The organism is Kitasatospora sp. NPDC101801, from assembly GCF_044766665.1.
Lineage (GTDB): Bacteria > Actinomycetota > Actinomycetes > Streptomycetales > Streptomycetaceae > Kitasatospora.
In genome coordinates this window covers 14,655-38,862 of record NZ_JBIWML010000032.1, presented here as the reverse complement: position 1 = coordinate 38,862, position 24,208 = coordinate 14,655, and the positions used below count along the sequence as shown (strand labels likewise).

The window sequence follows — 24,208 nt, the reverse complement described above, 5'->3', positions numbered from 1 at the left end:
CGCTCGTTCGGTCCCGCCGGGGACGGTTCAGGCCGGGAGGAAGAACCCGGTCACGTCGGCGAGCCGGCCGTCGCGGTGCAGCGCGGTGCTGACGCCCGCCATCGCTGGCTCACCCTGCTCGCTGAGCTGGGTCCACCGGGCGAGCGAGCGGTCGTGGTGCTCGAGCACCTCGTCGATGCGGAACCGGTGACCGGGGAACGCACCGGCGAACCCGGCCATGTAGTCGGCCAGTTCGGCCAGGCCGCTGACCTCCGTACCCGGGTCGCGGTACCCGACCTCGTCCACCGCGACCGCCCCGAGCGCGGCGAGCCGCTCGCCCGGTTCGGCCGACCAGCAGGCCGCGTAGTCCGTCCAGAGCTGCTGTGTGTCACTCATCGCTGTCCCTCGTTCGCGGGGCCGATCGACGCGAGCGCGCCATCGGTGACGGTGTGCAGTTTGGTGATCGGCAGGCCGGCCCTGACCAGCACCAACAGGCCCTGGTAGAGCGCCAGCAGCTGAGCGGCCGTCATCTCGACGTCCAGCTCCGCCGGTACGCGTCCGAGTGCCCGGGCCCGGGTCAGGGCGTCGGCGAACCCCGCCTCGATGGTGGCCAGGCCCTGCCGTACGCCGGCGGCGGCCTGGGGGACGGTGAACGACTCCACCGCCGTGTTGGTGAGCAGGCAGCCGGGATCGGGGTCGAGCCCCGTCCCGTAGGCCGAGGTGAAGAACGACCGGATGCCCGCCACCGGATCGGCCGGCTCCGACAGGTGGGTCCGGACCCGCCCTTGCACCACCTGCTCGTGGTACGCCTCCAGGGCCGCCTGGAACAGGCCGTCCTTGTTCCGGAAGGTCCGATACAGGCTGCCCGGGTGCAGCCCGGTCGCCTCCTCGATGTCCCGCAGCGAAGCCCCCTGGTACCCCTGACGGCGGAACAGCCGCATGGCGGCGGCCAACACCTCGGCCCGGTCCCAGAGTTGCCTACGTCCCACGGTCACCTTCCGAATTAGTTGAACGACTGCTCACAAAATAGCACGCACAGCGCCGCCTCGGATCGGGCGCCCGATCACCGACCGGCACCGCACAACGGAGCAGGGCCCCGCCGGATCTCTCCGACAGGGCCCTGCTCGTACTACTTTTCCGGCCGGTGGGCCCGCAGCAGGTCAGTCGAGGTCGGTGAGCCCGAGGCGCTCGTCGCGGACCTCGGCCCAGCGAAGGGAGTCCCGGATGCCTTCTTCGATGGAGAAGCGCGGCTCCCAGTCGAGCAGCCGCTTCGACCGGTCGCTACGGGTGAACGCACCCGCCACGTCGCCCGGCCGGGGGCCGGTCTCGACCAGGGAGACCGGCTGGTCGACGACGTCGTTGAAGGCCGCGGCCAACTCGGTGACGGTGGTGCCGGTGCCCGTGCCCAGGTTGATCACCGAGGACTGCTGCTCCTCCAGCGCGCGGTCGAAGTGCTGCAGTGCGGCCACGTGCGCGGTGGCCAGGTCCCAGACGTGGACGTAGTCACGGATGCCGGAGCCGTCCCGGGTCGGCCAGTCGGTGCCGGTGATCTGGAACGGCACGCCGGCCTCCTGGGCCTCGATCAGCTTGCCGAGCGCGTGGCTGGGCCGACGCAGCTGCAGGCCGGTCCTCAGCTGGGGGTCGGCGCCGATCGGGTTGAAGTAACGCAAGGAGAGGATGCGGATCGGCTGGGTGGCGGCGATGTCGGCGAACATGCCCTCGCAGACCGCCTTGGTCCGGGCGTACGGGCTCTGCGGCGAGATGCCGGAGTGCTCGTCGACGCTGAAGTCGGCACCGGGGAGGTAGATCGACCCCGAGGAGGAGAAGATCATCTTCTCGCAGCCGTTCCGGATCAGGTGGCCGACGAAATCCAGGCTCTTGGCGACGTTCGCCCGGTAGTAGCCGATCGGGTCACCGACCGAGTCCGGCACCACGATGAGCGCGGCGCAGTGCACCACGGCCTCGATCTCCGGGTGCTCGGCGAAGATCCGGTCCACCAGGGCGCCGTCGGCGATGTCCCCCTCGTAGAAGGCGCGGCCCGTGACGAACTCCCGCCGACCGGTCACCAGGTTGTCCAGGACGACCGGAGTGATCCCGGCATCCAGACAGGCCGAGGCAACGGTGGAGCCGATGTACCCGGCACCCCCGGAGATCAGAACCTTCATAGGTCGGACCAACCCTTCTGTGTGCCCATGCACTGGGCCCTGTTGTCGGTGACCGATCGAGCGGACCTCGGGGCGCGGGTGGCCACAGCGGTGAGTGCCGACGTCGCCCCCACGACAGGCCGTGGCCCCGTCTGTAGATCGGATACCGAGAAGGATAGCGGGCAGGTGGAAATCTCTCTCGATCAGGGTGACTTCCCGGTGGCCGACCCGTCTGTCGGGGTTCGGATAAGGGAGTGCCGAATATCAATACGATCCAATTGGGGTCGCGTGCGACCGCCCCAACTTTGCCGTGCTGCCAGCAAGTTGACGCGTAATCAACGTCCTGGTCCGGAGGGTATGGCGCTCGCATTCCCCGTCGCATCACTCGATTCACGTCGACGCTTGGATTATTCGGACATTTCGGGGCGATCAGAGTCGCAAGCGCGCAGAAGGGGCGACTTTGAAAACACCAAGGTCAGGGCATTGCCAATGCTCGAACCGGTCAGTAACATCGACCACCGCTGCAGCCGGTGCGCCAGGGGGACGGAAGAATTAAGGCGACGGGGTGAACAGCCTGGGATACCGTCTGGGATCCAATCCGGACTGCGACTTACCGATAAGACAGAATGGGATGAATATGATTCTCCCGAGGTCCCTGTTGGCCACCAAGTACCCCGGTTCCATTGGGGCATGGGTGGCCGAAATGGCCTACGGCACTGCTGATCCGATCCGCGAGGCAGTTTCCCGGGAGGTGCGCTTCGACACCTTGGGATACAACGACCCCGGGAGCGTCGGACGGGCTCGTGAATCCCTGACTTCATGGCTGGGGAACTCCTACGGCTGGCGGGTCGATCCGGCCACCATCGGATTTGTCAGCGACGTGGTGAGCGGATTCCAGGCGGTAGTGCGGCATTTCCTTCCGCCGGGGGCGCCCGTGGTGGTGCCCACGCCGGCCTATGCGCCGTTCCTGACCGTGCCGGAGCAGTTCGGCCATCCGGTGCTGCGGGTTCCCGGGATCGACGGGCCGTCCGGTCATCGGATGGACCTGGCCGGTGTCGACCGGGCGCTCGCCGCGGGCGGACGCCTGGTGGTGCTCTGCCATCCGCACAATCCGACCGGCCGGGCATTCACCCGCGGGGAACTGTCGGCACTGGCCGGGATCGTCGACTCCCACCAGGCCCGAGTGTTCAGTGACGAGATCCACGCGCCCCTCAACCTGGCGGGTCGGCCCCACGTGCCGTACGCGTCCTTGGACGAGCGGACCGCCGGGCACACGATCACCGCGACCTCCGCGTCCAAGGCTTGGAACATATCGGGGCTCAAGTGCGCGCAACTGGTCTTCTCGGCCGAACAGGACGCTCAACTCTGGTCCGGGGTAGCTGACTTCTACATCCGGTCGGTGTCCCGGCTGGGTGTCGCCGCCCTCTGCGCCGCCTATGGGGAACAGGGCTCGCTGGACTGGCTGGCGGCCACCCTCGGGCGCCTGCGGGAGAACAGCCGGACCGTGGCGGAGGCCGTCGCGGCAGACATGCCCGGTGTGCGGTGTACGCCACCGGAGTCGACCTATCTGGCCTGGCTGGACTGCCGGAGCCTCGGGGTGACCGACGTGGCGGCGTACTTCCGCGAGCACGCGGGTGTGGCCCTGTGCGACGGCGAGGAGTTCGGCAGTCCGGGCTTCGCGCGCCTCAACTTCGCGCTCCCGCCGGACCAGTTGGAACGGGCTCTGGCCGCGATGGCCGGAGCGGTTGCGGACCGGCGCCGGCTGCCGCCGCCCGCACACGTCGAATCAGCAGAACGAACAGGGGTGGGACAGCAGTGATCCGGGTGCTGGTGGCGGGGTACGGGGTGATGACCCGCGGGGTCGTTCCCCACCTCGCCAGGCGAGCTGACATGACCGTCTCCCTCCTGAGCAGGCATCAACTCACGCCTCCGTGCGAGGGGGTGGAGATCGCCTCGCCGGACGACCTGGCGGACGCGCCGTTCGACGTCGTCCTCGGCTGTTTCGCGGACGACGAGCGCAGCCGCGAGTTCTGGACGGATCCGCGCGTGGTCGGCGCACTCTCCGGACTGCGCACCGCCTGCATCGAGATGTCGACGCTCAGCGTGGACTGGGCGGTCGAGTGGCACGCCCGGATCGCGCGGGCCGGCGGTGTGAGTTTCGAGTCGCCGGTGACCGGGAGCCGGGCCGGCGCGACGGACGGCACCCTAGCGGCCTTCGTGCACGGGAGTGCCGACGACGCGCGTGCGGAGCTGGTGCTCGGCACGTTCGTCCGCAACCGCTACGACTTCGCGGCGCCGGGCAACCCGGCCCGTTTCAAGCTCGTCTACAACGCCTGGGGGGCCTCGATCATGCACTCCGTGGCCGCGTACGTGCCCGCCCTGCAGGAGGCTCTGGGCCAGGACTTCGACGTCGCCCGGCAGATCCTGGGCGTCGAAGGCTGGATGGCTCCGGTCTGCGCGAGCAAGCTGGACCGGACGGTCGCGCAGGACTACTCGGACCCCGACTTCGCCCTGCGGCACCTGGTGAAGGACCTGCGCTACGCCCACGACGTACTGGGTGACTCCAACGAGTTGCTGGACCTGGTCTACCGCTCGTTCCGGGCGGCCGAGGACGCCTACGGTGGCGCGGCGGACTTCACCGCGGTGACCGGACCGGCGGTGCGAGCATGAGGTCCACCGACGTCGACGAGCTCAGGGGCCGGTTGGCCTCCGCGCTCGCCCCGGTGACAGGGGCCTCGGTCGCGCTGTCCGGTTCGCTCTCCCGCGGCGACTTCCGCACCCGGGACGGTCAGGTGGTCTCCGACCTGGACCTCATCCCGGTGATCCGGTCCGAGGCGGACGCCGGTCCGGTGCGGGCCCAACTCGCCCCGGTGCTCAGGTCGCTGGCCGCCGAATCCGGTCTGACGGTCAGTGCGGCGATCACGCTCGCGGACAACTTCTTCCGGGTCCGGCACGCAGCCTACGTGACCAGCATGGCCACCCGGCCGTTCATCAGCGACCCGCTCGGCCTCCAGGCCCACCTGGACGGCCTGCCGGAGCGGGCGTCGGAGAGCGTGCTGCCGTGGCTGGCCCAGCCGGTCGCGTACTACTTGGCCAAGTCCGGTTTCGCAGGCCCTGAGGAGAACGTCGGGAAGGCCGTGGGCGCGCTCCGGCGGCTGCTGGCGGAACCCGAGCTGACCCGCACCATCGGTGCGCCGGCCGACGACCCGACCAGGGACGTTCCGCCGTCCGACCTGACCACGCTGTACCAGGTCTGTACCGCGGCGTTGGGAACCCTGGCCGCGGACCACGGCGTCCGACTGCTGCCCTCATCGGCCGAGTTCCTGGCGCGCGCCGCCGAGGGGGCCACCGGGGAGGCGACGTTCCGCGCTGTCCGGGACCGAGCCTTCCTGGAGAACCAGGGCCTCCCGTTCGAACTCTCGTGCCTGACGGCCCGTCCTACCCCCGCCGACGATCGGAGCCAGTGAGCGTGTCCATCAACCTCCCGAACAGCTTTGTCGTCTCGGCCACCACGGCCGTGTTCGACGAGCCGGAGGCCGTCGACTTCCGGCCCTTCGCCCAACACGGCCTACCGGTGGCCCTGGTGGAGCAGCTGCAGGCCCGGCGCTTCCTCGTGACGACCGCGCGGGTCGCCTCCCAGGTGTCCGGCGAACAGTCCATCGACTTCGTCGAGACCCTGTTCAAGGTCCCGGTCCGGCTGAACGGCAGGGACTTCCTCTTTCCGGTCGTCACCTACGTCGACCACCCGTACTCGCTGATCCGCGGCTACCTGCTGGGCTTCAACAAGCTCTTCGCACCCAGGGCCACCGACCCGGGCATCCTCACGGCGCCCGGGCTCGAGGTCGACCTGCGGCCCCGGACGGATGAGCTCATCGTGGCCGAACCTCTGCCCCCAGAGCAGGAGTTGCCCATGCTGCTGTGGACCGACTACTCGGTCGGGGACGCCCGCTCGCACGGCCTCGCCACCCTGGACGTCGACGCATACGAGCGTCAGGGGGTCCGCTCCCTGGCGGCCCGCACGCCGTCCCAGCTGATCGGCGGCCGGAATGTGACGGTGCGTCGGCTGTACGAGATCCGGGACACCTTCGTCATCCGGGGCACGATCCCGCTGGCGTAGCCCGAAGCACAGAGGCCAGCCCCCGGGACACCCCCGGGTCCTGGCCGACAGGCGGGCGCCGACCGACACCGTCACGCGCCCGTTGGAACACATGAGGGGGACTTGTCGTGACCGAGGTACTGCCGGGGCACACCGGCACGTGGACGAGCAAACCGGGGATGAGGGTCGCAACACTCGGCCCGGCCGGGACGGATGCGCACGCGGAGGCCACCCGGCTCTTCCCCGAGGTGGTGCTGGCGGACTCCTTCGCCGATGCGGTCGCGTACGGGGAGGAGCACGGCACCTACGCCCTGGTGGCTGCGGGCTTCATCGAACGCGGTGGCACGGAGGTCGTGGACAGCTGGGTCGATCTGCATTTCAGGGCGTACGGGCGGATGTCCCTCGCGGCCGTCTGGGAGCGGCAGACCAAGGACATGTGCATCGCCACCAACGCGCAGCGCTCGCGGACCCTGGAGGGCGTCCGCCGGATCGCGATCCACCCGGCCACAGCCTTCTTCGCGCGGAAGTACACCCCGCAGGCCGAGATCCACTACGTCAACGCCAAGCCCATCGCGGTGGACCAGGCGAACGAAGGCGTGGTGGACGCCTGCGTCGGGTCACTGGACGTGGTCTCGAAGGCGCCGAACCTGCTGGTCCACGAGATCTTCAAGCCGACCATGGTCTGGTGCCTCTACGAGCCGCTGACCGAGCCCCTGGGCACCGGGGCGGCGCCCTGCCCCGCCTCCTCCGATCGCGAACCTACCCCCTCTCACCTGGTGGCACCGTGAACACGACCCTTCCCACCCCCGAGGCTCCGTCGGGCGAGCGGCACGAGGCCGGGTGCGCCGTGCTCGTGCTGGAGTTCGCCAACGAGATCCCGCGCCGGTCGCTGGAGGCGGTGCTCCCCGAGGGCCCGTCCGTCGTCCGGCATCGGATCGACCCGCTTGCCAACCCGGCACTGCTCGTCGGGCCGCACCCCGTGGCCGAGCAAGCCGCCCACTGGCTCGGGGAGTCGGCGCTGTCGGAGGGACCGCTCCTGGTGGTCGCCTACTGCTCCGGTGCGGTGCTCGCTCAGGCTCTCGCCGAGGCGTGGCCCGGCCAGTCCTCCGTGCTGCTCCTGGATCCGGCGGACCTCGGGCCCGACGACCCGCAGGCCCTCCTCGTCGAACTGGCCCGGAAGCTGGACGGTGGAGTCGACCTCGCGAACCTGCCCGAGCTGCGCGGTCGGACCGAGGCTGCTGCCTTCGACGCGGCGCGGAGCTTTCTGGTCGAGGTCCTGACGGCCGTGGCCCCGGACCTGCCGGCGCCGATCGCGGAGAGCCTCGTCGGAAAGCAACTCGCGTGGTTCTCTTACGGGTTGGCGGCTTCGGCGCACGAAACCCGGGTACGGCAACCCACTCGGGTCTTCCTCAGCGAGGGCATCGCCTGCTCGCCGCCCTGGGCGGGTGCCAGGGTCGAGATGCTTCCACTGCCGCAGGCGGAGCTGTTCACCGCCGACGCGGTCCGGACGGCAGCCGAGGAGGCCGTAGCGGTCCTGACGGCTGCTCACCTCGGAGCGCTGCCGGAGGCGGTGGCCTGATGCCGAAGACCGAGGCCGATGTCGCCTGGCAGTCGATCGACACCAGCCGGGTACCCGACGGACTGCCGTGCGCCGTGGGCGCCGACCTTGCCCCTGACACCCTGCTGGCGGCGTTCCGGCACGGCTTCTTCCCGCTCCCCACCGAGCACGCGGACGGTGTGGAGATCAACGAGATCATGTTCGCCGTCCATGTCGAGCTGGGCACCGTGCAGGAGTTGCCCACCCGGAACCCGCTCGGCCGGTTCGCCACCGTGTGGTGGAACCCTGCCCGCCGCCCCGTCTTCCGCCCCGGCGACGTGCACCTGTCCACCAATCTCCGCCGCAGGCTCCGCAATCGCCTGGGCTGGACCACCACCTGCAACACGGCCTTCGAGCGGGTGGTCGCCGAGTGCGCCGAGAACCGGGCGCACGAACGCCAGTGGCTCTCGGCGACGTTCGCGCAGTCGCTGGCGGACCTGCACCGCCAGGGCTGGGCGCACAGCGTCGAGGTCTGGGAGGGCGAGGAACTGATCGCCGGCGTTTTCGGGATCGGCTTCGGCGGAGTGTTCAGCATGGACTCGACGTTCCACCGCCGCCCCGAGGGCAGCAAGGTGGCCATCGCCGATTTGCAGGGCCGGCTCGCGGGGAGCGGGGTGGCGCTCCTGGACGCGCAGATGCCGGGCCCGCTGGCCGAGGGCCTGGGGGCCCGGCCGGTCGACCGGGACGACTACCTGGCCGCTCTCGGCGCGGTGGACCAGCCGCTGCGGCTGGACGAAGAGCCCAAGCCCGCGGCCTGGCTGGCCGCGGCGGCGGGCTGAGACAGGTGCCGAACATGCATGTCAGTACTGGAGGAAACGTGTACGCCACCGGTCACCCGGTCACCCTGATCAACCAAGTGGAGGCGGAGCGGATCGCCGTCGTCGACGGGGCCCACTCGTACAGCTATGGGCGGCTGCGCGCCGACGCCCAGGCGCTGTCCGCCCGGCTCATCGCGGCAGGATCCGGACGCGGCGACCTGATCGCCCTCCACGCCCGGCGCGGCTACGGGGCCGTGGTCGCCATGTTGGCGGTGCTGTCCGTCGAGGCCGGCTACGTGATCGTCGACCCGAACCTGCCGCAGGTCCGCCGCGAGCGGATCCTGCGCACCGCCCGCCCCGTGCTGGAGCTGCACCCGTCGGACGGCTGCGCGCAGTGGACCTCGACCCCCGGCGCCTTCGCCCCCGGGCCGACCGCGGCCGACGGGGTCACCCCGCGCCCGGCGGCGTACCTGGTGTTCACCTCGGGGAGTACCGGCGAGCCGAAGGGCGTCCGCGTCTCGCACGACTCACTGGCCTGGCACTCCCGCGCGGTCGGCACCGGCTATGCCCTGGACCCCGAGGACCGCGTGCTCCACTCGACCTCGCTGACCTTCGACGTCGCGGCCGAGGAGCTGTGGCCGACGCTCGCCCGCGGCGCGACCGTGGTGGTCCTGGCGAGCGCCCTCGGCGAGTACGACTACGACCGGTTCACCCGCTTCCTGGCCGAGACGGAGGTGACGGTCGCCAACCTCCCGGCCTCCTATGTCGCGGGCTGGGCCCGCCAGTTGGCCGCCCGGCCCGCACCACCGCCGGGACTGCGGCTCGTGGTGGCCGGCAGCGAGGCCGTGCAGCTGGAGACCGCGCGCACGTGGCTGCAGGGTTCGACACGGCACATCGACCTGTTCAACGCCTACGGGGTCTCCGAGGCGACCGTCACCTCGATCGCCGGACGGCTCACCGAGGACGTCCTCGGTGAGGGTGGCACCGCACCGATCGGCGTGCCGCTGCCGGAGGTCACCATCCGCGTCCTCGCCGAGAACGGCGCAGACGCCGGGGCCGGGGAGGTCGGTGAGTTGCTGATCGGTGGGCCCGGTGTCGCCGACGGCTACCAGGGTGACCCCGCGCTGACCGGTGCGCGGTTCTCCACCACCGAGGACGGGACACCCTGGTACCGGACGGGCGATCTCGTCCGGTACCGGGACGGCGCCCTGGTCTTCGTCGGCCGGAAGGACGAGCAGCTGAAGATCGGTGGCCACCGGATCGAGCCCGGCGAGATCGCCGCCGCGATCGTCGAGGTGTCCGCCGCCCAGGACGCCCGGGTGCTCCGGATCGACGGCGAACTGACCGCCTGCACGCTGGGGCCGACCGGCCTGCTGCAGGGCGCACTCTGCGACGCGCTCGCCGAGCGCCTGCCCTCCTACATGCTGCCCACCGCCTTCCTCGCGTTGGAGAGCTTCCCGATGACCACCAGTGGGAAGGTCGACCAGACCGCCCTCCGTGCGCAGGCCGAAGCGGCGCTGCGGGCACGGGCGGAAGCAACCAGGCAGGCCGAAGCGGCTGCGCCGACCTCCGCCGACGAGCCCACCTTGGGCCTCGAAGCCCTGCTCGGCATCTGCCGCGACCTGCTCGGCCGTCCCGAACTCGACGGCACGGCGGACTTCTTCGAGGCCGGCGGCACCTCGCTCGCGGCAGCCCGGCTGGTGGCCGCGCTCTTCCGGCAGCACCAACTGGTGGTGCCGATCGACGCGGTCTTCGCCCACCCGCGCCTGGAGGCGCTGGCCCAGCACCTCACCGAGCTCTCCCGTGGCTGATCCCACACCCGCCCTCACCCAGGACCCCCCACAAGGTGCAGCCATGACGACCGAAACACCGCTATCCGACCCGGACGGTCCCGCCGTGGCCCTCCCGCCGCTGCGTCGAAACCTGAAGTTCCAGGCCTACTGGGCGGGCGCCACGGCCGGCGCCGTCGGAATGGGCATCAGCAACCTCGCGTTCCCGCTGCTGATCCTGGCGATGACCGGGTCCCCGGGCCAGGCGGCCGTCTTCAGCGCGCTCCAGGTCGGGACCCAGATGGCGCTCGGCATGCCCTCCGGCGCGCTGGCCGACCGGTTCAACCGCCGGACGCTGCTGATCACGGCCGAGGCCCTCCGCTTCGGCATGATCGCGACCGTCGCCGTCGCGCTGAGCCTGGGCACGCCCACCATGGCGCACCTGTTCGCGGTGGCCGTCGGCCTGGGTGCCGCACAGGCCCTCGGCGCGCCCTCCCGAGCGCTGGTCCTACGCTCCATCGTCCCCAAGGAACATCTGACCCAGGCCCTCAGCCAGGACGAGGCACGGGTGAGCGTCGCCGGACTGCTCGGTCCGCTGCTCGCGGGCGCGCTGTTCGCCGTGGCCAGGACCGCCCCCTTCGTGGTGGCACTGATGGGCTTCCTGGTCTCGCTCTGCACCGCTTCTGCGGTCCGGTTCGACGACCGCCCGGCCGCTGGGACGGGCAAGTCTCGCGGTGGCGCCTTCCTCGGGCTACGGGTGCTGTGGCAGAACCGCACCCTGCGGGCCGTCACCGCGGTCGCCGCTGCGGTGAACCTCGCGGGCGCCGCCACCATCTTGATCACCGTGGTGACGCTCCAGCAGCACCACTCCAGCACTGCGGTCGGCTTCGCGCTCGCGGGTGAGGCCGTCGGCGGGATCATCGGCGCCACCCTGATCAGTCGGCTCCACAACCTGATGCAGCCGGGGAAGCTCCTGCTGACCGCCTGCTGGCTGTGCGTGCCGCTGCTCGCCGGGCTGGCGGTGCCGGCCGGCCCGGTCTGGGTCTTCGCGTTGCTCCTCGCCGTGGCCACGGGGATGCCCGCCCTCATGGTCATGATCGACATCCTGGTCTTCCGAGCAGTGCCGGACGAGGTGCGCGGACGGGTCATCGCCGGTACTTTCATGGCCTTCTCGGTGGGCACCCCGCTGGGCAGTCTGATCGCCGGCCTCCTGCTGGACGCCTTCTCCCCGCAGACCGCCGTCCTTATCGTCTGCGCACTGCTCACCGCGCCACTGCTCGTGGCCTCGGCACAGCGCGGCCTGCGCGAGGCGGTCTGGCCCGCCGAGTGACAGCACCCGTCACCCCTGCCATCACCCAGCCGCCCGCAACCGAACGAACGACAAGGACACGACGATGACCGAGAGCACGTTGACCGAGCCGGCCCAAGCGCCCACAGCTGCCGCGGTCGGCGCCATCGTGCTGGACTCCGCAGCCGCGTTGCTGGGAGCACCCGTCCTCCTCACCGACAATTTCTTCGCGCAGGGCGGGTCATCACTGATGGCCGCCCGGCTGGCGACCCAGCTCGGCAGCGGCCTGGGCGGTGTGGAGGTCTCGCTCGACGACATCTTCGAGGCCCCGGTCCTCGGGGACCTGGCCGAGCGACTGCGGGAGCGGGTCGCGTCCGCGGCGCCGACCGCCCCCGTACCTGATGCAGGGGGAAACGCCGTTCCCCAGGCCGGCGCCGTCGGAGCGGCCGGGCGGACAGCGAGCGGTGACCTCGCCGGCGAGCGGGTGGCCGGTCCGGTGCTCGCAGGGCAGCCCATCCCCCTGACGTACAGTCAGGAGCGCCGCCGGGAACGGGACGCCACGTCCACCGGTGCCCGCATACCGCACCACATCACCGAGGTGTTCGAGGTGTCCGGCGAGCTGGACGCCGATGCCCTGGGTCTGGCCTGCCACGACGTGGTGGACCGCCACCCCTCGCTGCGCACCCTCTTCGCCTCCGACCACGCCGGGCACCACGCGAGCCTCGGTCGGCCGGACGAACTGGACACGGACCGGCTCTTCCGGGTCGTGGCCGTGGACAGCGCCGACGCCGCCGACCGGGTCGTCAACGAGGACGCGACCCGCCTGTTCCAGCTCGACCGGGAGGTCAAGCTGAGGGTGACCGTGCTCCGACTGCCGGACTCGACCATGCGCCTCGTCGTCACCGTCGAGCACCTGGTGTCCGATGGCGAGTCGTTCAGCATCCTGCTGGCCTCGCTGGCCGACGCCTATCGCGCACGCCTCGACGGTCGGGCCCCGGATCTCGGCGCCGCCCCCACCGGCAGCCTCAGTTGGGGCGAGACCGAACACCACATCCACACCGAGCGCCTGGCCACGAACCTGGCTTACTGGCGGGGCAACCTCGACCCGCTGGAGGCCCTTCCCGAGATGCGACTGCCGGGCATGCACGAGCCCACCGCACACCCGACCACGGCTGAGCAGGCACGTGAGGTGATCAGCAGTGACCTCGTCGAACGCCTGCGGGAATGGTGCGCCGCACACGGCTGCACACTGTACGGCGGGTTTCTGAGCGCCCTCGCGCTCAGCTCGCTCGCGCACTCGGGGCGCAGCGTGATCGGCGTGGTCAGCCCCACCTCGGTCCGCCCGGCAGGATGGGACGGCGAGGTGGCCTGGTTCTCCACCTCGTCGATCTTCCGCTTCCGGGTCAACTCCGAGCTGCCCACCTCCGCGGTGCTCCGCTCGGCCCGTACCTCGGTGCTCAGCGGTATGGCCCATGCCATGCCACTGCCGCTGCTGGTCAACGAACTGCAGCCGGGCCGCGACACCGAGCAGCTCTGGCGCCCCTGGCTCTACCTCGACGTCTCGGAGCATCCGGGCGGCTCGTCGCTCAGCCTGGCCGGCGCGCGGGTGTCCGCGACGGAGGCCGACCTCACCCCGGCCCTCCGCCCGGGCGTGGCGATCGGCGTCACGGTCGAACCCGCCGCAACCTCCGTCCTGCTCCAGTACGAGGCCGAAGCATGGTCCGCACAGCACGCCCAGACCTTCGTCCGGTCCCTCGTTTCGTCCGTCGAACTGCTGCTGAGCGACCTGCCGGTACTTGAGTGCGCCCGTGTGCTCCGCGCCCGCCATCGCTTCCACCTCTGAAGCTGCCGCGGACAGTGGGGTGGGCCCGGGTGCGTACCCGCCTGTCCCGCCGCACGCTGCGGGTCCGGCGCTCGGTCCGCGTCGGCGGGGACCGCAGACCTGGAAGTCCCTGCGGGGGGGGGGGGCCCGCCCGGCGGGGGGGGGGGGCGGGGCCCCCGGGGGGGGGTGCGGGCCCCGCCGGCGGCGCGAGCACGGGGGGGGGGGGGGGGGGGGGGGAGGGCCGGCCGGCCCCCCCGCCCGCGGGGGGTCGGGCGCTGGGCCCGCGGGGGGGGGCACCCCTCCCGTGCATGTCCCGGGGGGGGCCTGGCCCTTCAGCCTCGGCTGAAGGGCCAGGCCCCCGCAGGGTGGATGCCACACGGCCGCGGCACAGCTCCATCGGCGTGTCGCTGGAGGAGATCTCACGCCAGGTCAGACACTCCAGCTCCGCTGTCACCGAGGGGTGTACCGGTCGCTGATCCGGACCGGCGCCGTGGTGATGGACGACCTGTTCTGAGGCTCAGTCACTCAGTTAGACACGCACAACGAAGCAGGGCCCTACCGAATCTCTCCGATAGGGCCCTGACCTCGTACTACTGGGTCGGGGTGGCGGGATTTGAACCCACGGCCTCTTCGTCCCGAACGAAGCGCGCTACCAAGCTGCGCCACACCCCGGTCCTGCTTCGTTGCTCTCCGTTCCCGGTGCAACGAGAAGAACTCTACCGGACGGGTGCCGAGACGCGAAATCCGGTTTGCCGGGGCGCTGAGCTGGGGGTCAGCGGCGGGGGGTGAGGGTGAGCAGGGTGGCTTCCGGGGGGCAGGCGAAGCGGACGGGGGTGTAGCGGTTGGTGCCGCAGCCGGCCGAGACGTGCAGGTAGGACTGGTGGCCGCCGGCCCGGTGGGCGGAGAGGCCCTTGACCCGGCGGGCGTCGAGGTCGCAGTTGGTGACCAGGGCGCCGTAGAAGGGGACGCAGAGCTGGCCGCCGTGGGTGTGCCCGGCCAGGATCAGGGGGTAGCGGTCGGCGGTGAAGGCGTCCAGCACCCGAAGGTAGGGGGCGTGCACCACGGCGATGGAGAGGTCGGCCTCGGGGGACGGGCCGCCGGTGACGGCGCTGTAGCGGTCACGGCGGATGTGCGGATCGTCCAGCCCGGTGAACTCGACGTCCAGGCCGGCCAGCTTGAGGCGGCCGCGGGTGTTGGTGAGGTCGAGCCAGCCGGCCGCGTCGAAGCCGTCGCGGAGGTCCTCCCACGGGTTGTGGACGGCGCCGGTGATGCCGCGCCGGCCGGAGCCGTCGGGGTTGTTCAGGCCGTGCACGCCGCTCTTCAGGGCCTTGAGGTAGCGGGTGGGGCTCTTCGGGCTCGGGCCGTAGTAGTCGTTCGAGCCGAAGACGTACACGCCGGGGAAGTCGAGCAGCGGGCCGAGCGCGTCGAGGGTGGCCGGGATGCCGAGCGGGTCGGACAGGTTGTCGCCGGTGTTCACCACCAGGTCGGGGCGGAGGCCGGCCAGGCTCTGCAGCCAGCGCTGCTTCTTGGTCTGGCCGTTGACCATGTGGATGTCGGAGACCTGGAGCACTCGTACCGGTCGGGCACCCTTCGGCAGGATCGGTACCTCGACCCGGCGGAGCCGGAACGAGCGGACCTCGTACCCGGCGGAGTAGGCGAGGCAGGCGGCGCCGGCGGCGGCGATTCCGAGCGGGACGGAGTACAGAGGTCGCATCGGTCCATGATCTCAGCTCGCCGGCGTTCGGATGTCAGGGATGTCAGGGAGGCGAGGGGAGAGCCGGTCGATGCGCTCCGCGGCGGAGCAGGCCGGACCCGTCGGACCTGTCGGACCCGCCGGGCCAGGACGCGCTCGCGGAGGTCACGCGAGGAGTCACTCCAGCAGGACGCCGCCGGTCAACGGGCCGACCGGATCCGACCCCCGGGCCGACAAATGTCGCTATCTGACGTGCTCCGTCAAGAATTCGCGGAAGACGGGGCTTCGATTGTGGGCCAGCCGCGCTCCTTGGCGACCCGGCGAATTTCCGGATCGTCACCCAGTACCCGTGGATTGCCGACCGCGCAGAGCATTCCCGCGCTCTCCGGGTGATCACCGTAGCCGAAGCAGCGGGAGGCCGAGAGTTCCATTGTTGCCATGAGCCCGACAACAATGGCAAGTCGGCTGTTCGAGGCATTGGCCGTGGGGGAGTAATAGAGGACGACGTCGGCCGCTGCCCCTCTGTAGCCGTCCTGCGACGCTCCGTCAAAAATGGGTAGTAGAAGCACGACCAGGTCGCCCTCGGCCCGGTGTCTCTGCATGGCTGCCCTGGCCGGATCGACCGAATCGCCCGCGCCGCCTCTGAGATCGAAGAATGCAGCCCTTCGACTTGGCGGCACTGCCAATGTTCCTTTGCCGGTCCCGCCTGTCACGCCGTGGCCCCCGCCGCTCGTTCCATTGGCTGACGGCCAATGGTCTCTCCCGAAAATAGCGCATTGGGTGATCGGTCAGCCACGGTGGATGACCAATATTTGCCGGGCCCGCCGGGAGGAGAAACACGTCCGATTGCCTGGAAATGCTCCCAGCGGGTCGTGATCACGACCATTGGGAGCATTCACCGGAGGCCGGATCAAATGGGGGCGCGACGGTCGAAACGGGCCCTGATCCGACACTGGCGGGACTCCTCGGCCGACCGGGACGGTACCCTCGGCGCCTCTATCAACTCGGGGATTGACAAGATTTGACAACGCCTGTTGAATCTCGAAGGACAACGTTGCCGATGCGAGGCGAAGGAACGCGATGGCCGGGGGAGACAGTGACACGGTCGGGATCATCCTGGCCGGAGGCAGGGGTGAGCGGGCCAAACCGATCACCTTGGAAGCCACTGACTACATCCGCAGTAAGGCGCTGATCCCGTTCGCCGGGCGCCGACTCATCGAGTGGGTGATCGACGCCTGCCGTGAGCAGGGCATCCGCCGGTTCTACGTGGTCGCGCAGGGGCTGGAGAACCGCAGCCAGGTCAAGCTCCTGCTCGGGCACGGCGAGCGGTACGGCGTCGAGGTCCGGTACTCGCGCTCCAGCTTCGACCGGTACAACGTCGGCTCCGGTGCGGCGACCCTGCACAACCTGGAGCAGTGGGACCTCACGGGTGAGGCGCTGGTCCTGCCGGTCGACTCGATCTTCGACTTCTCGCTGGCCGAGCTGCGGGCCACCCATCACGCCAACAACGCGCTGGTGACGGTGGCGGCCGTCGCCCGCAGCCCGCTCGAGGTGGCCGGCAAGTACGGGGCCGTGCAGACCGACTCGGACGGCCGGGTCTCCGGTTTCGTGGAGAAGCCGAACCTGGCCCAGGTGCACGAGTTCTTCCCCGGCATCAGCGGTGACAGCTGCGGGCTCATCCCGACCAACGCCGGGATGTACCTGATCGACTGCGGGCGGCTGCGGGCCGCCGCCCGGGAGCCGAAGCTGATGCGGCAGGCGCAGCAACGGCTTGACTGGGGCGGTGAGTTGCTGCCCTGGCTGGTCCGCAACGGCCACCCGGTGGCGGCGCATCACATCGCCCGGCTCGGCGACCTCGGCAACGTCGAGGACTACCTGGTCACGCTGCGGAACGTGCTGGCCGGCGACTACCCGCAGATGAACCAGCTGATGACGACGCCGCACAGCGAGCGCCCGCGGTTCTGGGTGCACAAGAGTTCGCTCGACACCCGGGACGACGTCACCGGCACCACGCTGGCCGACAAGCTCGCCAACGGCACGGTGCAGATCGGCGCGGGTGTCCGGATCGGCCGCCACGTCACCATCGGCGCCGACGTCCGGCTCGAGTACTCGGACATCGGGGACGGCGCGGAGGTCCGCGAGGGCGCCAGCCTGGTCGGCGCGTCCTGCGGCGACTCGGCGGTGATCGGCCCGTACGCGGAGATCAAGGACAGCTATGTCGGACCGATGGTGGAGATCCGCTCGGAGCGCGCGCAGCCGGTGCGGCTGGACGGTTTCTCGGCTGTGGGCGACGGCGCGTTCCTGTGGCCGGGGACGCGGCTGTCGGGGGTGAGCGTCTACCCCCGGCTGAAGGTCCCGGCGATGGCCAACCTGCCCTCCGGGACGGCGCTGACCAGCTCGGACGACATCCTGCGCTGGGTCTGAACAGGGCCGGGCGAACCACCGCCCGGAAGCCCGGGCGGGCAATCACCCGACGAGCCCGGGCGGGCAGCCACCCGACGAGCCCGGGAGAACGACCACCCGACGAGCCCGGCGGAGCGACCACCCGACATCCGGGCGGCGCGACACCGAAGGCCCGACCGGTGCGACAGGTCCGGCCGCAGGCACCTCCTGCGGCCGGTGAACGGACGGGGCAAGCCTTCGAGCGCAACGAGGAGGAACCGATGGACAGCCCGGTAGTGGTGGTCGGCGGTGCCGGCCGACTCGGCCGACTGATCGTGCAGCGCCTGCTGGACCGAGGTGAGAGCGTGCGTGCCATCGGCCGCACGGTGCAACTGGCGAGACGTCACCTGCCGCCCGGCGCGGTGTTCGTCCAGGGCGACGTCCGCCTGCCGGAGACCCTGGCCGGGCCGCTGGCCTGGTCGTCGGCGGTGGTGATCTCGGTCGAGCCGGGCACCGACGACCAGGGGCCGAACCGGCCCGAGGCGACCATGTACCTGGGCGTGCGGAACGTGCTGGAGGCGGCCACCGCCGCCGGGGCCCGCCCGCACGTGGTGCTGGTGAGCCAGTTGCACGCGACCCACCAGGGGCACCCGTTGAACGCGTACGGGCGGCTGCTGGAGTGGCGTCGGGCCGGTGAGGAGCTGCTGCGCGAGTCGGGGCTGCCGTACACGGTGGTCCGGCCCGGCTGGCTGATCGACGATCACGCGGTGGGCGAGCGGGTCCGGCTGGAGCAGGGCGACCGGGGCTTCGGTCAGGTCGACCGGCAGGACGTCGCGGACGCGGTCGTGCACGCCCTCTACTCCACCCCGGCGCGCGGCCTCACCTTCGAGCTCTTCAATGAGCCCGGCGCGCGGCTCACGGACTGGGAGCGGGCGTTCGCCTCGCTCGAACTGGACCGCGCCCCCGTGGCCTGAACCGGACCTGTACCGGGTCCGAACCCGGCCTGAAACGGGCCGGCCGGCGAGCTCGGCCGGCCCGCTCCGCCGCTCGATCTTCCCCCGTCGCAGCGACAGAAATGACAGAGGAAATGACAAAGAGTCACACGCCCATGGGTGCGCCCCCGGGGTTGACCGAGGCCGTGATCGGCCCCGGTCGCGCCCAGCCGCTGGGCGCCACCCTCGATGCCACCGGGGTCAACTTCTCGGTGTACTCCGAGCACGCCACCAAGGTCGAGCTCCTGCTCTTCGACCGGTACGACGCGCTGGCGCCCAGCCGGGTGATCGAACTCGACCCGGACCGGCACCGCAGCTACCACTTCTGGCACTGCCGGGTCGAGGGCCTGACGGTCGGTCAGACCTACGCCTACCGGATGGACGGCCCGCACCACACGAAGGACTCCGGCAGCCGCTTCAACCCGCGCAAGGTACTGCTCGACCCGTACGCCCGGGCCAACGTCAACTCCCTCTGGGAGCGGGTCAGGGCGATCGGCCCGGAGGACAACTGCGCGTACTCGATGCGCAGCATGGTCGTGGACCTGGACGGCTACGACTGGGAGGGCGACGAGCCGCTGCGCACGCCGCTGGCCGAATCGGTCATCTACGAGGTGCACGTCGGCGGCCTGACCGCCTCCCCGACGGCGGGCGTCACCCACCCCGGCACCTTCGCCGGTGTGGTGGAGAAGATCCCGTACCTGAAGGAACTCGGCGTCACCGCCGTGGAGTTGCTGCCGGTCTTCGACTTCGACGAGCGCCAGGTGCTGCGGACCGGCCCGAACGGGACGCCGCTGCACAACTACTGGGGCTACGACCCGTTCGGGTTCTTCGCCCCGCACACCGGGTACTGCTCGGACGCCTGCGAGTGCACGCACATCACCGAGTTCCGGGACATGGTCAAGGCGCTGCACCGGGCGGGGATCGAGGTCATCCTCGACGTGGTCTTCAACCACACCTCCGAGGGCAACGAGCACGGCCCGACCATCAGCTTCCGTGGCCAGGCGAACGAGACCTACTACCACCTGTGGCCGCAGGACCGCCGGCACTACATGGACTTCACCGGCTGCGGCAACGCGATCAACGCCAACCACCCGGCGGTGGCCAAGTTCATCATCGAGTGCCTCGAGTACTGGGTGACCGAGCACCACGTGGACGGTTTCCGCTTCGACCTCGCCTCCGAGCTGTCGCGCGGCGCCGAGGGGTACGAGATGGACGTGCCGCCGGTGCTCTGGGGCATCGAGCTGTCCGGCATCCTCTCCGAGACGAAGATCATCGCGGAGCCCTGGGACGGCGGCGGCCTCTACCAGGTCGGCCGCTTCCCGGGGAAGCGCTGGTCGCAGTGGAACGGGCCCTACCGGGACGACATCCGGCGGTTCGTGCGGGGCGACGGCGGCCTGGTCGGCGCGGTCGCCACCCGGATCGGCGGCTCCCGCGACCTGTTCAGCAAGAGCGGGGAACTGCCCACCAACAGCGTCAACTTCATCACCTGCCACGACGGTTTCACGCTGAACGACCTGGTCAGCTACAACGAGAAGCACAACCACGCCAACGGCGAGTCCAACGCGGACGGCTCGCACGAGAACTTCAGCTGGAACGGCGGGGTCGAGGGCCCGACCGACGCCCAGGACATCGAGCGGCTGAGGGTCCGTCAGATCAAGAACCACGTCGCGCTGCTGATGCTGAGCCGCGGGGTGCCGATGATCCTGGCCGGCGACGAGTTCCGGAACTCGCAGGACGGCAACAACAACGCCTACTGCCAGGGCAATCCGATCGCCTGGCTGGACTGGGAACAGGCCGAGAAGAACACCGAGACCCGGCGGTTCTTCCAGGAGATGATCGCCTTCCGCAAGCGCACCGCCGCGGTCCGCGAGCCGCACTTCTTCTCCGGCCGCCGCAACGACCGGGACCTGCCGGACGTCACCTGGCACGGCACCAAGTTGGAGCAGCCGGGCTGGGAGGACACCGACGCCCGGGTGCTGGCGTTCACGCTGGCCGGCTTCGGCGGGGAGCCGGACCTGCACGTGATCCTCAACATGTTCCACCTCGGCCTCGACTTCGAGCTGCCGCGGATCGGCGGCCACCGCTGGGCCCGCACCGTCGACACGGCGCTGGAGGCACCCGCGGACGTCCTGACAGCCGGCTCGGAGGAGCCGGTGGCCGGCCACACCTACCACGCCCACGGTCGCAGCGTGGTCGTCCTGACCTCGCTGCCCCACGACGGAGGCTTCCACCGATGAGCGCACCCGAGACCCGCCGCACGTACTCCGACAGCATCGCCGGCTACGTGACGTCGTACGATCCCACCCGCGACCGCTTCGGCCTGCGCACCTCCGACGGAGGCGAGTTCACCATCCACCTGGAGGGCTTCCTCGGCTCGCAGATCGTCCGCAACCTGGGCGACGAGTCGCGCGACACCTCCGGCGCCACCCGCGACATGCTCGCGGAGGGCCGCTACGTCTTCGTCCACGGCCTGTTCCACCAGTGGGACGGAGGCGAGCGGATCGAGGCCCGGCAGATCACCTTCCCGGAGGAGACCCGGGGCGCCTACGTCTTCGAGAAGCCCGACTGGTGGGTCCAACAGGCTTCCGAGATAGCGGACTTCTACCTGCGCGGGCACTTCCCCGACGGGGTGTACGACTGGCGCAACTTCCGGACCAAGCTGACGCTGAGCGGCACCCACCTGCCGGACTCGGCGGGCCAGGACGTGCGCCAGGAGACCGACACCATCTCCCGGCTGGTCTACGGGCTGGCCACCGCCTTCATGCTCACCGGGGAGCAGCGCTTCCTGGACGCGGCCGAGTCCGGCACCGACTACCTGCGCGAGCACATGCGGGTGAGCGACGACCGGGAGGGCATCGCCTACTGGTACCACGGCATCGACATCACGCCGGCCGGCCAGCGCAAGGTGTTCGCCTCCGAGTTCGGCGACGACTTCGACGCGATCCCGATGTACGAGCAGATCTACGCGCTGGCCGGGCCGACCCAGACCTACCGGATCACCGGTGACCCGCGGATCCTGAACGACATCGACCGCACCGTCGAGCTGTTCCACCGGTACTTCAAGGACGACGAGCGCGGTGGCTTCTTCTCCCACCTCGACCCGATCACGATGGACCCGCGCTCCGACGCGCTCGGCCGCAACCGGGCCCGGAAGAACTGGAACTCGGTCGGCGACCACGCCCCGGCGTACCTGATCAACGCCTACCTGGCCACCGGCCGGGAGGACTTCGCCGCACTGCTGGAGCAGACCGCCGACGACATCGCCCGGCACTTCCCGGACGAGCCGGCCAGCCCGTTCGTCCAGGAGCGGTTCCACGAGGACTGGACCCCGGACCGGACCTGGGGCTGGCAGCAGGACCGGGCCGTGGTCGGCCACAACCTGAAGATCGCCTGGAACCTGACCCGGATCCGGTCGCTGCGCGACAAGCCCGAGTACACCGCCCTCGCGGAGCGGATCGCCGAGATCATGCCGCCGGTCGGCAGCGACCAGCAGCGCGGCGGCTGGTACGACGTGGTCGAGCGCCGGGCGGACCCGGACAGCGGTGCGCACCGGTTGGTCTGGCACGACCGCAAGGCCTGGTGGCAGCAGGAGCAGTCGATCCTGGCGTACCTGATCCTGGCCGGGGTCTCCGGCGACCCGGAGCACAAGCGGCTGGGCCGGGAGGCGGCCGCGTTCTACAACGCCTTCTTCCTGGACTACGACGACGGCGGCGTCTACTTCAACGTGCTGGCCAACGGCATCCCGTACCTGCTCGGCACCGAGCGGCTCAAGGGCAGCCACTCGATGGCCGGTTACCACGCGCTGGAGCTGTGCTACCTGGCCGCCGCGTACACCAACCTGCTGATCACCTCCTCGCCGCTGACCCTGCACTTCCGGCCGCTGCCGGACTCGTTCCCCGGCCGGGTGCTGCGGGTCTCGCCGGACCTGCTGCCGGAGGGGTCGGTGCAGATCGACCGGGTGTGGATCGACGACCGGCCGTACAAGGACTTCGACCCGAAGCAGCTGACGGTCAACCTGCCGGCCTCCGACCAGCCGCTGCGGGTCCGGGTGGTGGTCGAGCCGGCCGACATGCGGTTGCGGATCAGGAGCGACTTCGACGGCCGGACCACGCACATCTTCCTGGAGGGCGTGGTCGACCTGGAGGAGCTGGAGAAGTTCCGCCGGGGGATGACCGAGGCCCTGTCGGTCGGGCCCGAGCGGGTGGAGTTCCACCTGTGCAAGGTGACCGCGATCGCCCGTCCGGCCATCAACGAGCTGCTGTTCCAGCGCACCAAGGTCGGCCTGGACGTGGACTTCGTGATCGTCGGTTCGGCGCTGGACGAGGTCACCCAGGCCCTGGTCGCCACCGACGCCTTCGTGCTCGACCCGGAGCACAGCTGCCCGCAGCACGCGTGACCCCGTAGCCCCGGTCCTCCCCTGCTGACCACGGCGCGGGGGAGGACCGGCCCCTTTTCCGAGACTCCTAAGGACTGTTGTGGCCACGATCGCACACCTCCGCGAAGCACCCGCCAGGGAGCGGCACGACGGGCTCTCCGACTACTGCCGGGAGCTGTTCGCCTGTTTCGCCAGGACCGACCAGCGGCGCTGGGGCGAGGTCTACCTGCGCGGACTGCTCCACGCCTCCGGCCGCCGGACCCCGGCCAACATCACCGAGCAGGTGCTCGGCCGACGGGTGGTGCAGCCGATCCAACAGTTCGTCAGCCAGTCCACCTGGGACTGCGACGGGGTGCGCAGGCACCTGGCCGAGCGGGTCAGCGCGCTGTCGGCGCCGCAGGCCTGGGCGTTCGACGAGGTCGCCTTCCAGAAGAACGGCACCCGCTCGGTCGGGGTGGCCCGGCAGTTCGTCCCGTCGGCCGGCCGCACGATGAACTGCCAGCTGGCGCTGGCCACTTCACTGGTCCACGCGGAGGGCAGCCTGCCGGTGAACTGGCGGTTGCTGCTGCCCCGGGAGTGGGACACCGACCAGGACCTGCGGGCCCAGGCGCACCTGCCGGAGGAGCAGCGCCACCAGTCCCGCGACGACTACCTGCTGGAGTCGTTGGACCAGATCCTGGAATGGGACGTGCCCCGGGCGCCGGTGCTCGCCGACTGGTCGCACGGGCAGGACATCGAACCGCTGCTGGCCGGCCTGGAGCAGCGCGGCCTGTCCTACCTGATCGCGGTGGGCGTCGGCACGCAGCTGACCGTGCCCACCCCGCCCGGCCGGACCCCGGTCGGCCGGATGCCGGCCGGTGAGCTGGCCCGGGCGCTCGGCAACCGCAGCCCGGGGACGGTGCTCGGCTGGCAGGAGGGCACCGGCCGGGTCAGGCACTCCCGGTTCATGGCGACGGCGCTGGTCGGCGGCCCGGTCGTGCCGCCCACCCGGCTGTCCGGCATCCGGGGCCGGGCGCCCCGCAACCTGGTGGTGGAGTGGCCGTTCGGCCGGCCGCAGCCGCGGACCCAGTGGGTCACCAACCTGACCTCGGACCGGCTGCCCGAGGTGGCCGCGCTCGCCGCCCTGCGGCACAGCTCGGGCACCGGCTGCGAACGGCTGCAACGGCACTACGGGCTGGCCGACTTCGAGGGCCGGTCGTTCCGGGGCTGGCACCACCACGTCACCCTGGCCTCCGCCGCGCTGGGCTTCCACACCCTCCGGGAGCTGGAGTTCGCCCGGCGGCCGGAACTCCGGTCCGAGGTGGGCTGAGCTG

General features: G+C 70.7%; 20 protein-coding genes and 1 tRNA gene. 15 read left to right on the top strand and 6 right to left on the bottom strand.

Going from position 1 to position 24,208, the window contains the following annotated elements:
* Positions 1–27 precede the first annotated feature (27 nt).
* From ACIRPK_RS27590 to galE, 3 genes are all read right to left on the bottom strand, one after another.
* Entirely contained in the window at positions 28–375 is a 348-nt protein-coding gene (locus ACIRPK_RS27590) for a nuclear transport factor 2 family protein (RefSeq protein WP_403042988.1), read from the bottom strand.
* Positions 372–968: a TetR/AcrR family transcriptional regulator gene (locus ACIRPK_RS27585; protein WP_403042986.1), complete on the bottom strand. Its 597-nt coding sequence runs from the start codon at positions 966–968 to the stop codon at positions 372–374. Before ACIRPK_RS27585 ends, ACIRPK_RS27590 begins: the two co-directional genes overlap by 4 nt.
* A 171-nt stretch (positions 969–1,139) precedes the next feature.
* Positions 1,140–2,144 carry a UDP-glucose 4-epimerase GalE gene (gene galE, locus ACIRPK_RS27580; RefSeq protein WP_403042984.1) on the bottom strand — a complete coding sequence of 335 codons (1,005 nt, stop codon included), beginning with the start codon at positions 2,142–2,144 and terminating at the stop codon, positions 1,140–1,142.
* Positions 2,145–2,781: 637 nt separating this feature from the next.
* On the opposite strand from galE, the gene ACIRPK_RS27575 reads away from it, so the two are divergent.
* The 10 genes from ACIRPK_RS27575 to ACIRPK_RS27530 all read left to right on the top strand — a co-directional run bounded on the left by ACIRPK_RS27575 (position 2,782) and on the right by ACIRPK_RS27530 (position 13,474).
* On the top strand, positions 2,782–3,942 hold the full coding sequence (locus tag ACIRPK_RS27575) for a MalY/PatB family protein (protein WP_403042982.1): 1,161 nt from the start codon (positions 2,782–2,784) through the stop codon (positions 3,940–3,942).
* Complete coding sequence (locus ACIRPK_RS27570) at positions 3,939–4,793, top strand: NAD(P)-binding domain-containing protein (RefSeq protein ID WP_403042980.1); 855 nt, start codon at positions 3,939–3,941, stop codon at positions 4,791–4,793. Before ACIRPK_RS27575 ends, ACIRPK_RS27570 begins: the two co-directional genes overlap by 4 nt.
* A complete protein-coding gene (locus ACIRPK_RS27565) occupies positions 4,790–5,590 on the top strand; it encodes a hypothetical protein (protein WP_403042978.1) in 801 nt (266 codons plus the stop codon). The genes ACIRPK_RS27570 and ACIRPK_RS27565 overlap by 4 nt, the downstream gene beginning before the upstream one ends.
* Before the next feature lie 2 nt (positions 5,591–5,592).
* Positions 5,593–6,240 (top strand): hypothetical protein, encoded by a 648-nt coding sequence (locus tag ACIRPK_RS27560; protein ID WP_403042976.1) that lies wholly within the window; start codon positions 5,593–5,595, stop codon positions 6,238–6,240.
* Positions 6,241–6,398: 158 nt separating this feature from the next.
* Positions 6,399–7,007: a hypothetical protein gene (locus ACIRPK_RS27555; protein ID WP_403042974.1), complete on the top strand. Its 609-nt coding sequence runs from the start codon at positions 6,399–6,401 to the stop codon at positions 7,005–7,007.
* A complete protein-coding gene (locus tag ACIRPK_RS27550) occupies positions 7,004–7,798 on the top strand; it encodes a hypothetical protein (protein ID WP_403042972.1) in 795 nt (264 codons plus the stop codon). The genes ACIRPK_RS27555 and ACIRPK_RS27550 overlap by 4 nt, the downstream gene beginning before the upstream one ends.
* Positions 7,798–8,595: a leucyl/phenylalanyl-tRNA--protein transferase gene (locus tag ACIRPK_RS27545; protein ID WP_403042970.1), complete on the top strand. Its 798-nt coding sequence runs from the start codon at positions 7,798–7,800 to the stop codon at positions 8,593–8,595. Before ACIRPK_RS27550 ends, ACIRPK_RS27545 begins: the two co-directional genes overlap by 1 nt.
* 14 nt (positions 8,596–8,609) lie before the next feature.
* A complete protein-coding gene (locus tag ACIRPK_RS27540) occupies positions 8,610–10,385 on the top strand; it encodes an amino acid adenylation domain-containing protein (RefSeq protein ID WP_403042967.1) in 1,776 nt (591 codons plus the stop codon).
* Between the two features lie 43 nt (positions 10,386–10,428).
* A complete protein-coding gene (locus ACIRPK_RS27535; RefSeq protein ID WP_403042965.1) occupies positions 10,429–11,673 on the top strand; it encodes an MFS transporter in 1,245 nt (414 codons plus the stop codon).
* A 64-nt stretch (positions 11,674–11,737) separates the two neighbouring features.
* Entirely contained in the window at positions 11,738–13,474 is a 1,737-nt protein-coding gene (locus ACIRPK_RS27530; protein WP_403042962.1) for a condensation domain-containing protein, read from the top strand.
* 577 nt (positions 13,475–14,051) lie between these two features.
* Here ACIRPK_RS27530 and ACIRPK_RS27525 read toward each other — a convergent pair.
* From ACIRPK_RS27525 to ACIRPK_RS27515, 3 genes are all read right to left on the bottom strand, one after another.
* Positions 14,052–14,125 (bottom strand) — tRNA-Pro (locus ACIRPK_RS27525).
* Between the two features lie 100 nt (positions 14,126–14,225).
* A complete protein-coding gene (locus ACIRPK_RS27520; RefSeq protein WP_403042960.1) occupies positions 14,226–15,167 on the bottom strand; it encodes a metallophosphoesterase in 942 nt (313 codons plus the stop codon).
* 239 nt (positions 15,168–15,406) lie between these two features.
* On the bottom strand, positions 15,407–15,859 hold the full coding sequence (locus tag ACIRPK_RS27515; protein ID WP_403042958.1) for a hypothetical protein: 453 nt from the start codon (positions 15,857–15,859) through the stop codon (positions 15,407–15,409).
* Positions 15,860–16,226: 367 nt separating this feature from the next.
* Here ACIRPK_RS27515 and ACIRPK_RS27510 point away from each other — a divergent pair, with 367 nt between their 5' ends.
* The 5 genes from ACIRPK_RS27510 (at position 16,227) to ACIRPK_RS27490 (ending at position 24,204) form a co-directional block, all read left to right on the top strand.
* Positions 16,227–17,570 (top strand): sugar phosphate nucleotidyltransferase, encoded by a 1,344-nt coding sequence (locus ACIRPK_RS27510; RefSeq protein WP_403042956.1) that lies wholly within the window; start codon positions 16,227–16,229, stop codon positions 17,568–17,570.
* A 239-nt stretch (positions 17,571–17,809) separates the two neighbouring features.
* Positions 17,810–18,502, top strand: coding sequence for an SDR family oxidoreductase (locus tag ACIRPK_RS27505; RefSeq protein WP_403042954.1), 693 nt, complete (start codon positions 17,810–17,812; stop codon positions 18,500–18,502).
* 134 nt (positions 18,503–18,636) lie between these two features.
* A complete protein-coding gene (glgX, locus tag ACIRPK_RS27500; RefSeq protein ID WP_403042952.1) occupies positions 18,637–20,757 on the top strand; it encodes a glycogen debranching protein GlgX in 2,121 nt (706 codons plus the stop codon).
* Positions 20,754–22,916 carry an AGE family epimerase/isomerase gene (locus ACIRPK_RS27495; RefSeq protein WP_403042950.1) on the top strand — a complete coding sequence of 721 codons (2,163 nt, stop codon included), beginning with the start codon at positions 20,754–20,756 and terminating at the stop codon, positions 22,914–22,916. Before glgX ends, ACIRPK_RS27495 begins: the two co-directional genes overlap by 4 nt.
* A gap of 79 nt (positions 22,917–22,995) precedes the next feature.
* A complete protein-coding gene (locus ACIRPK_RS27490) occupies positions 22,996–24,204 on the top strand; it encodes an IS701 family transposase (RefSeq protein ID WP_403042947.1) in 1,209 nt (402 codons plus the stop codon).
* The last annotated feature ends 4 nt before the right edge of the window (positions 24,205–24,208 follow it).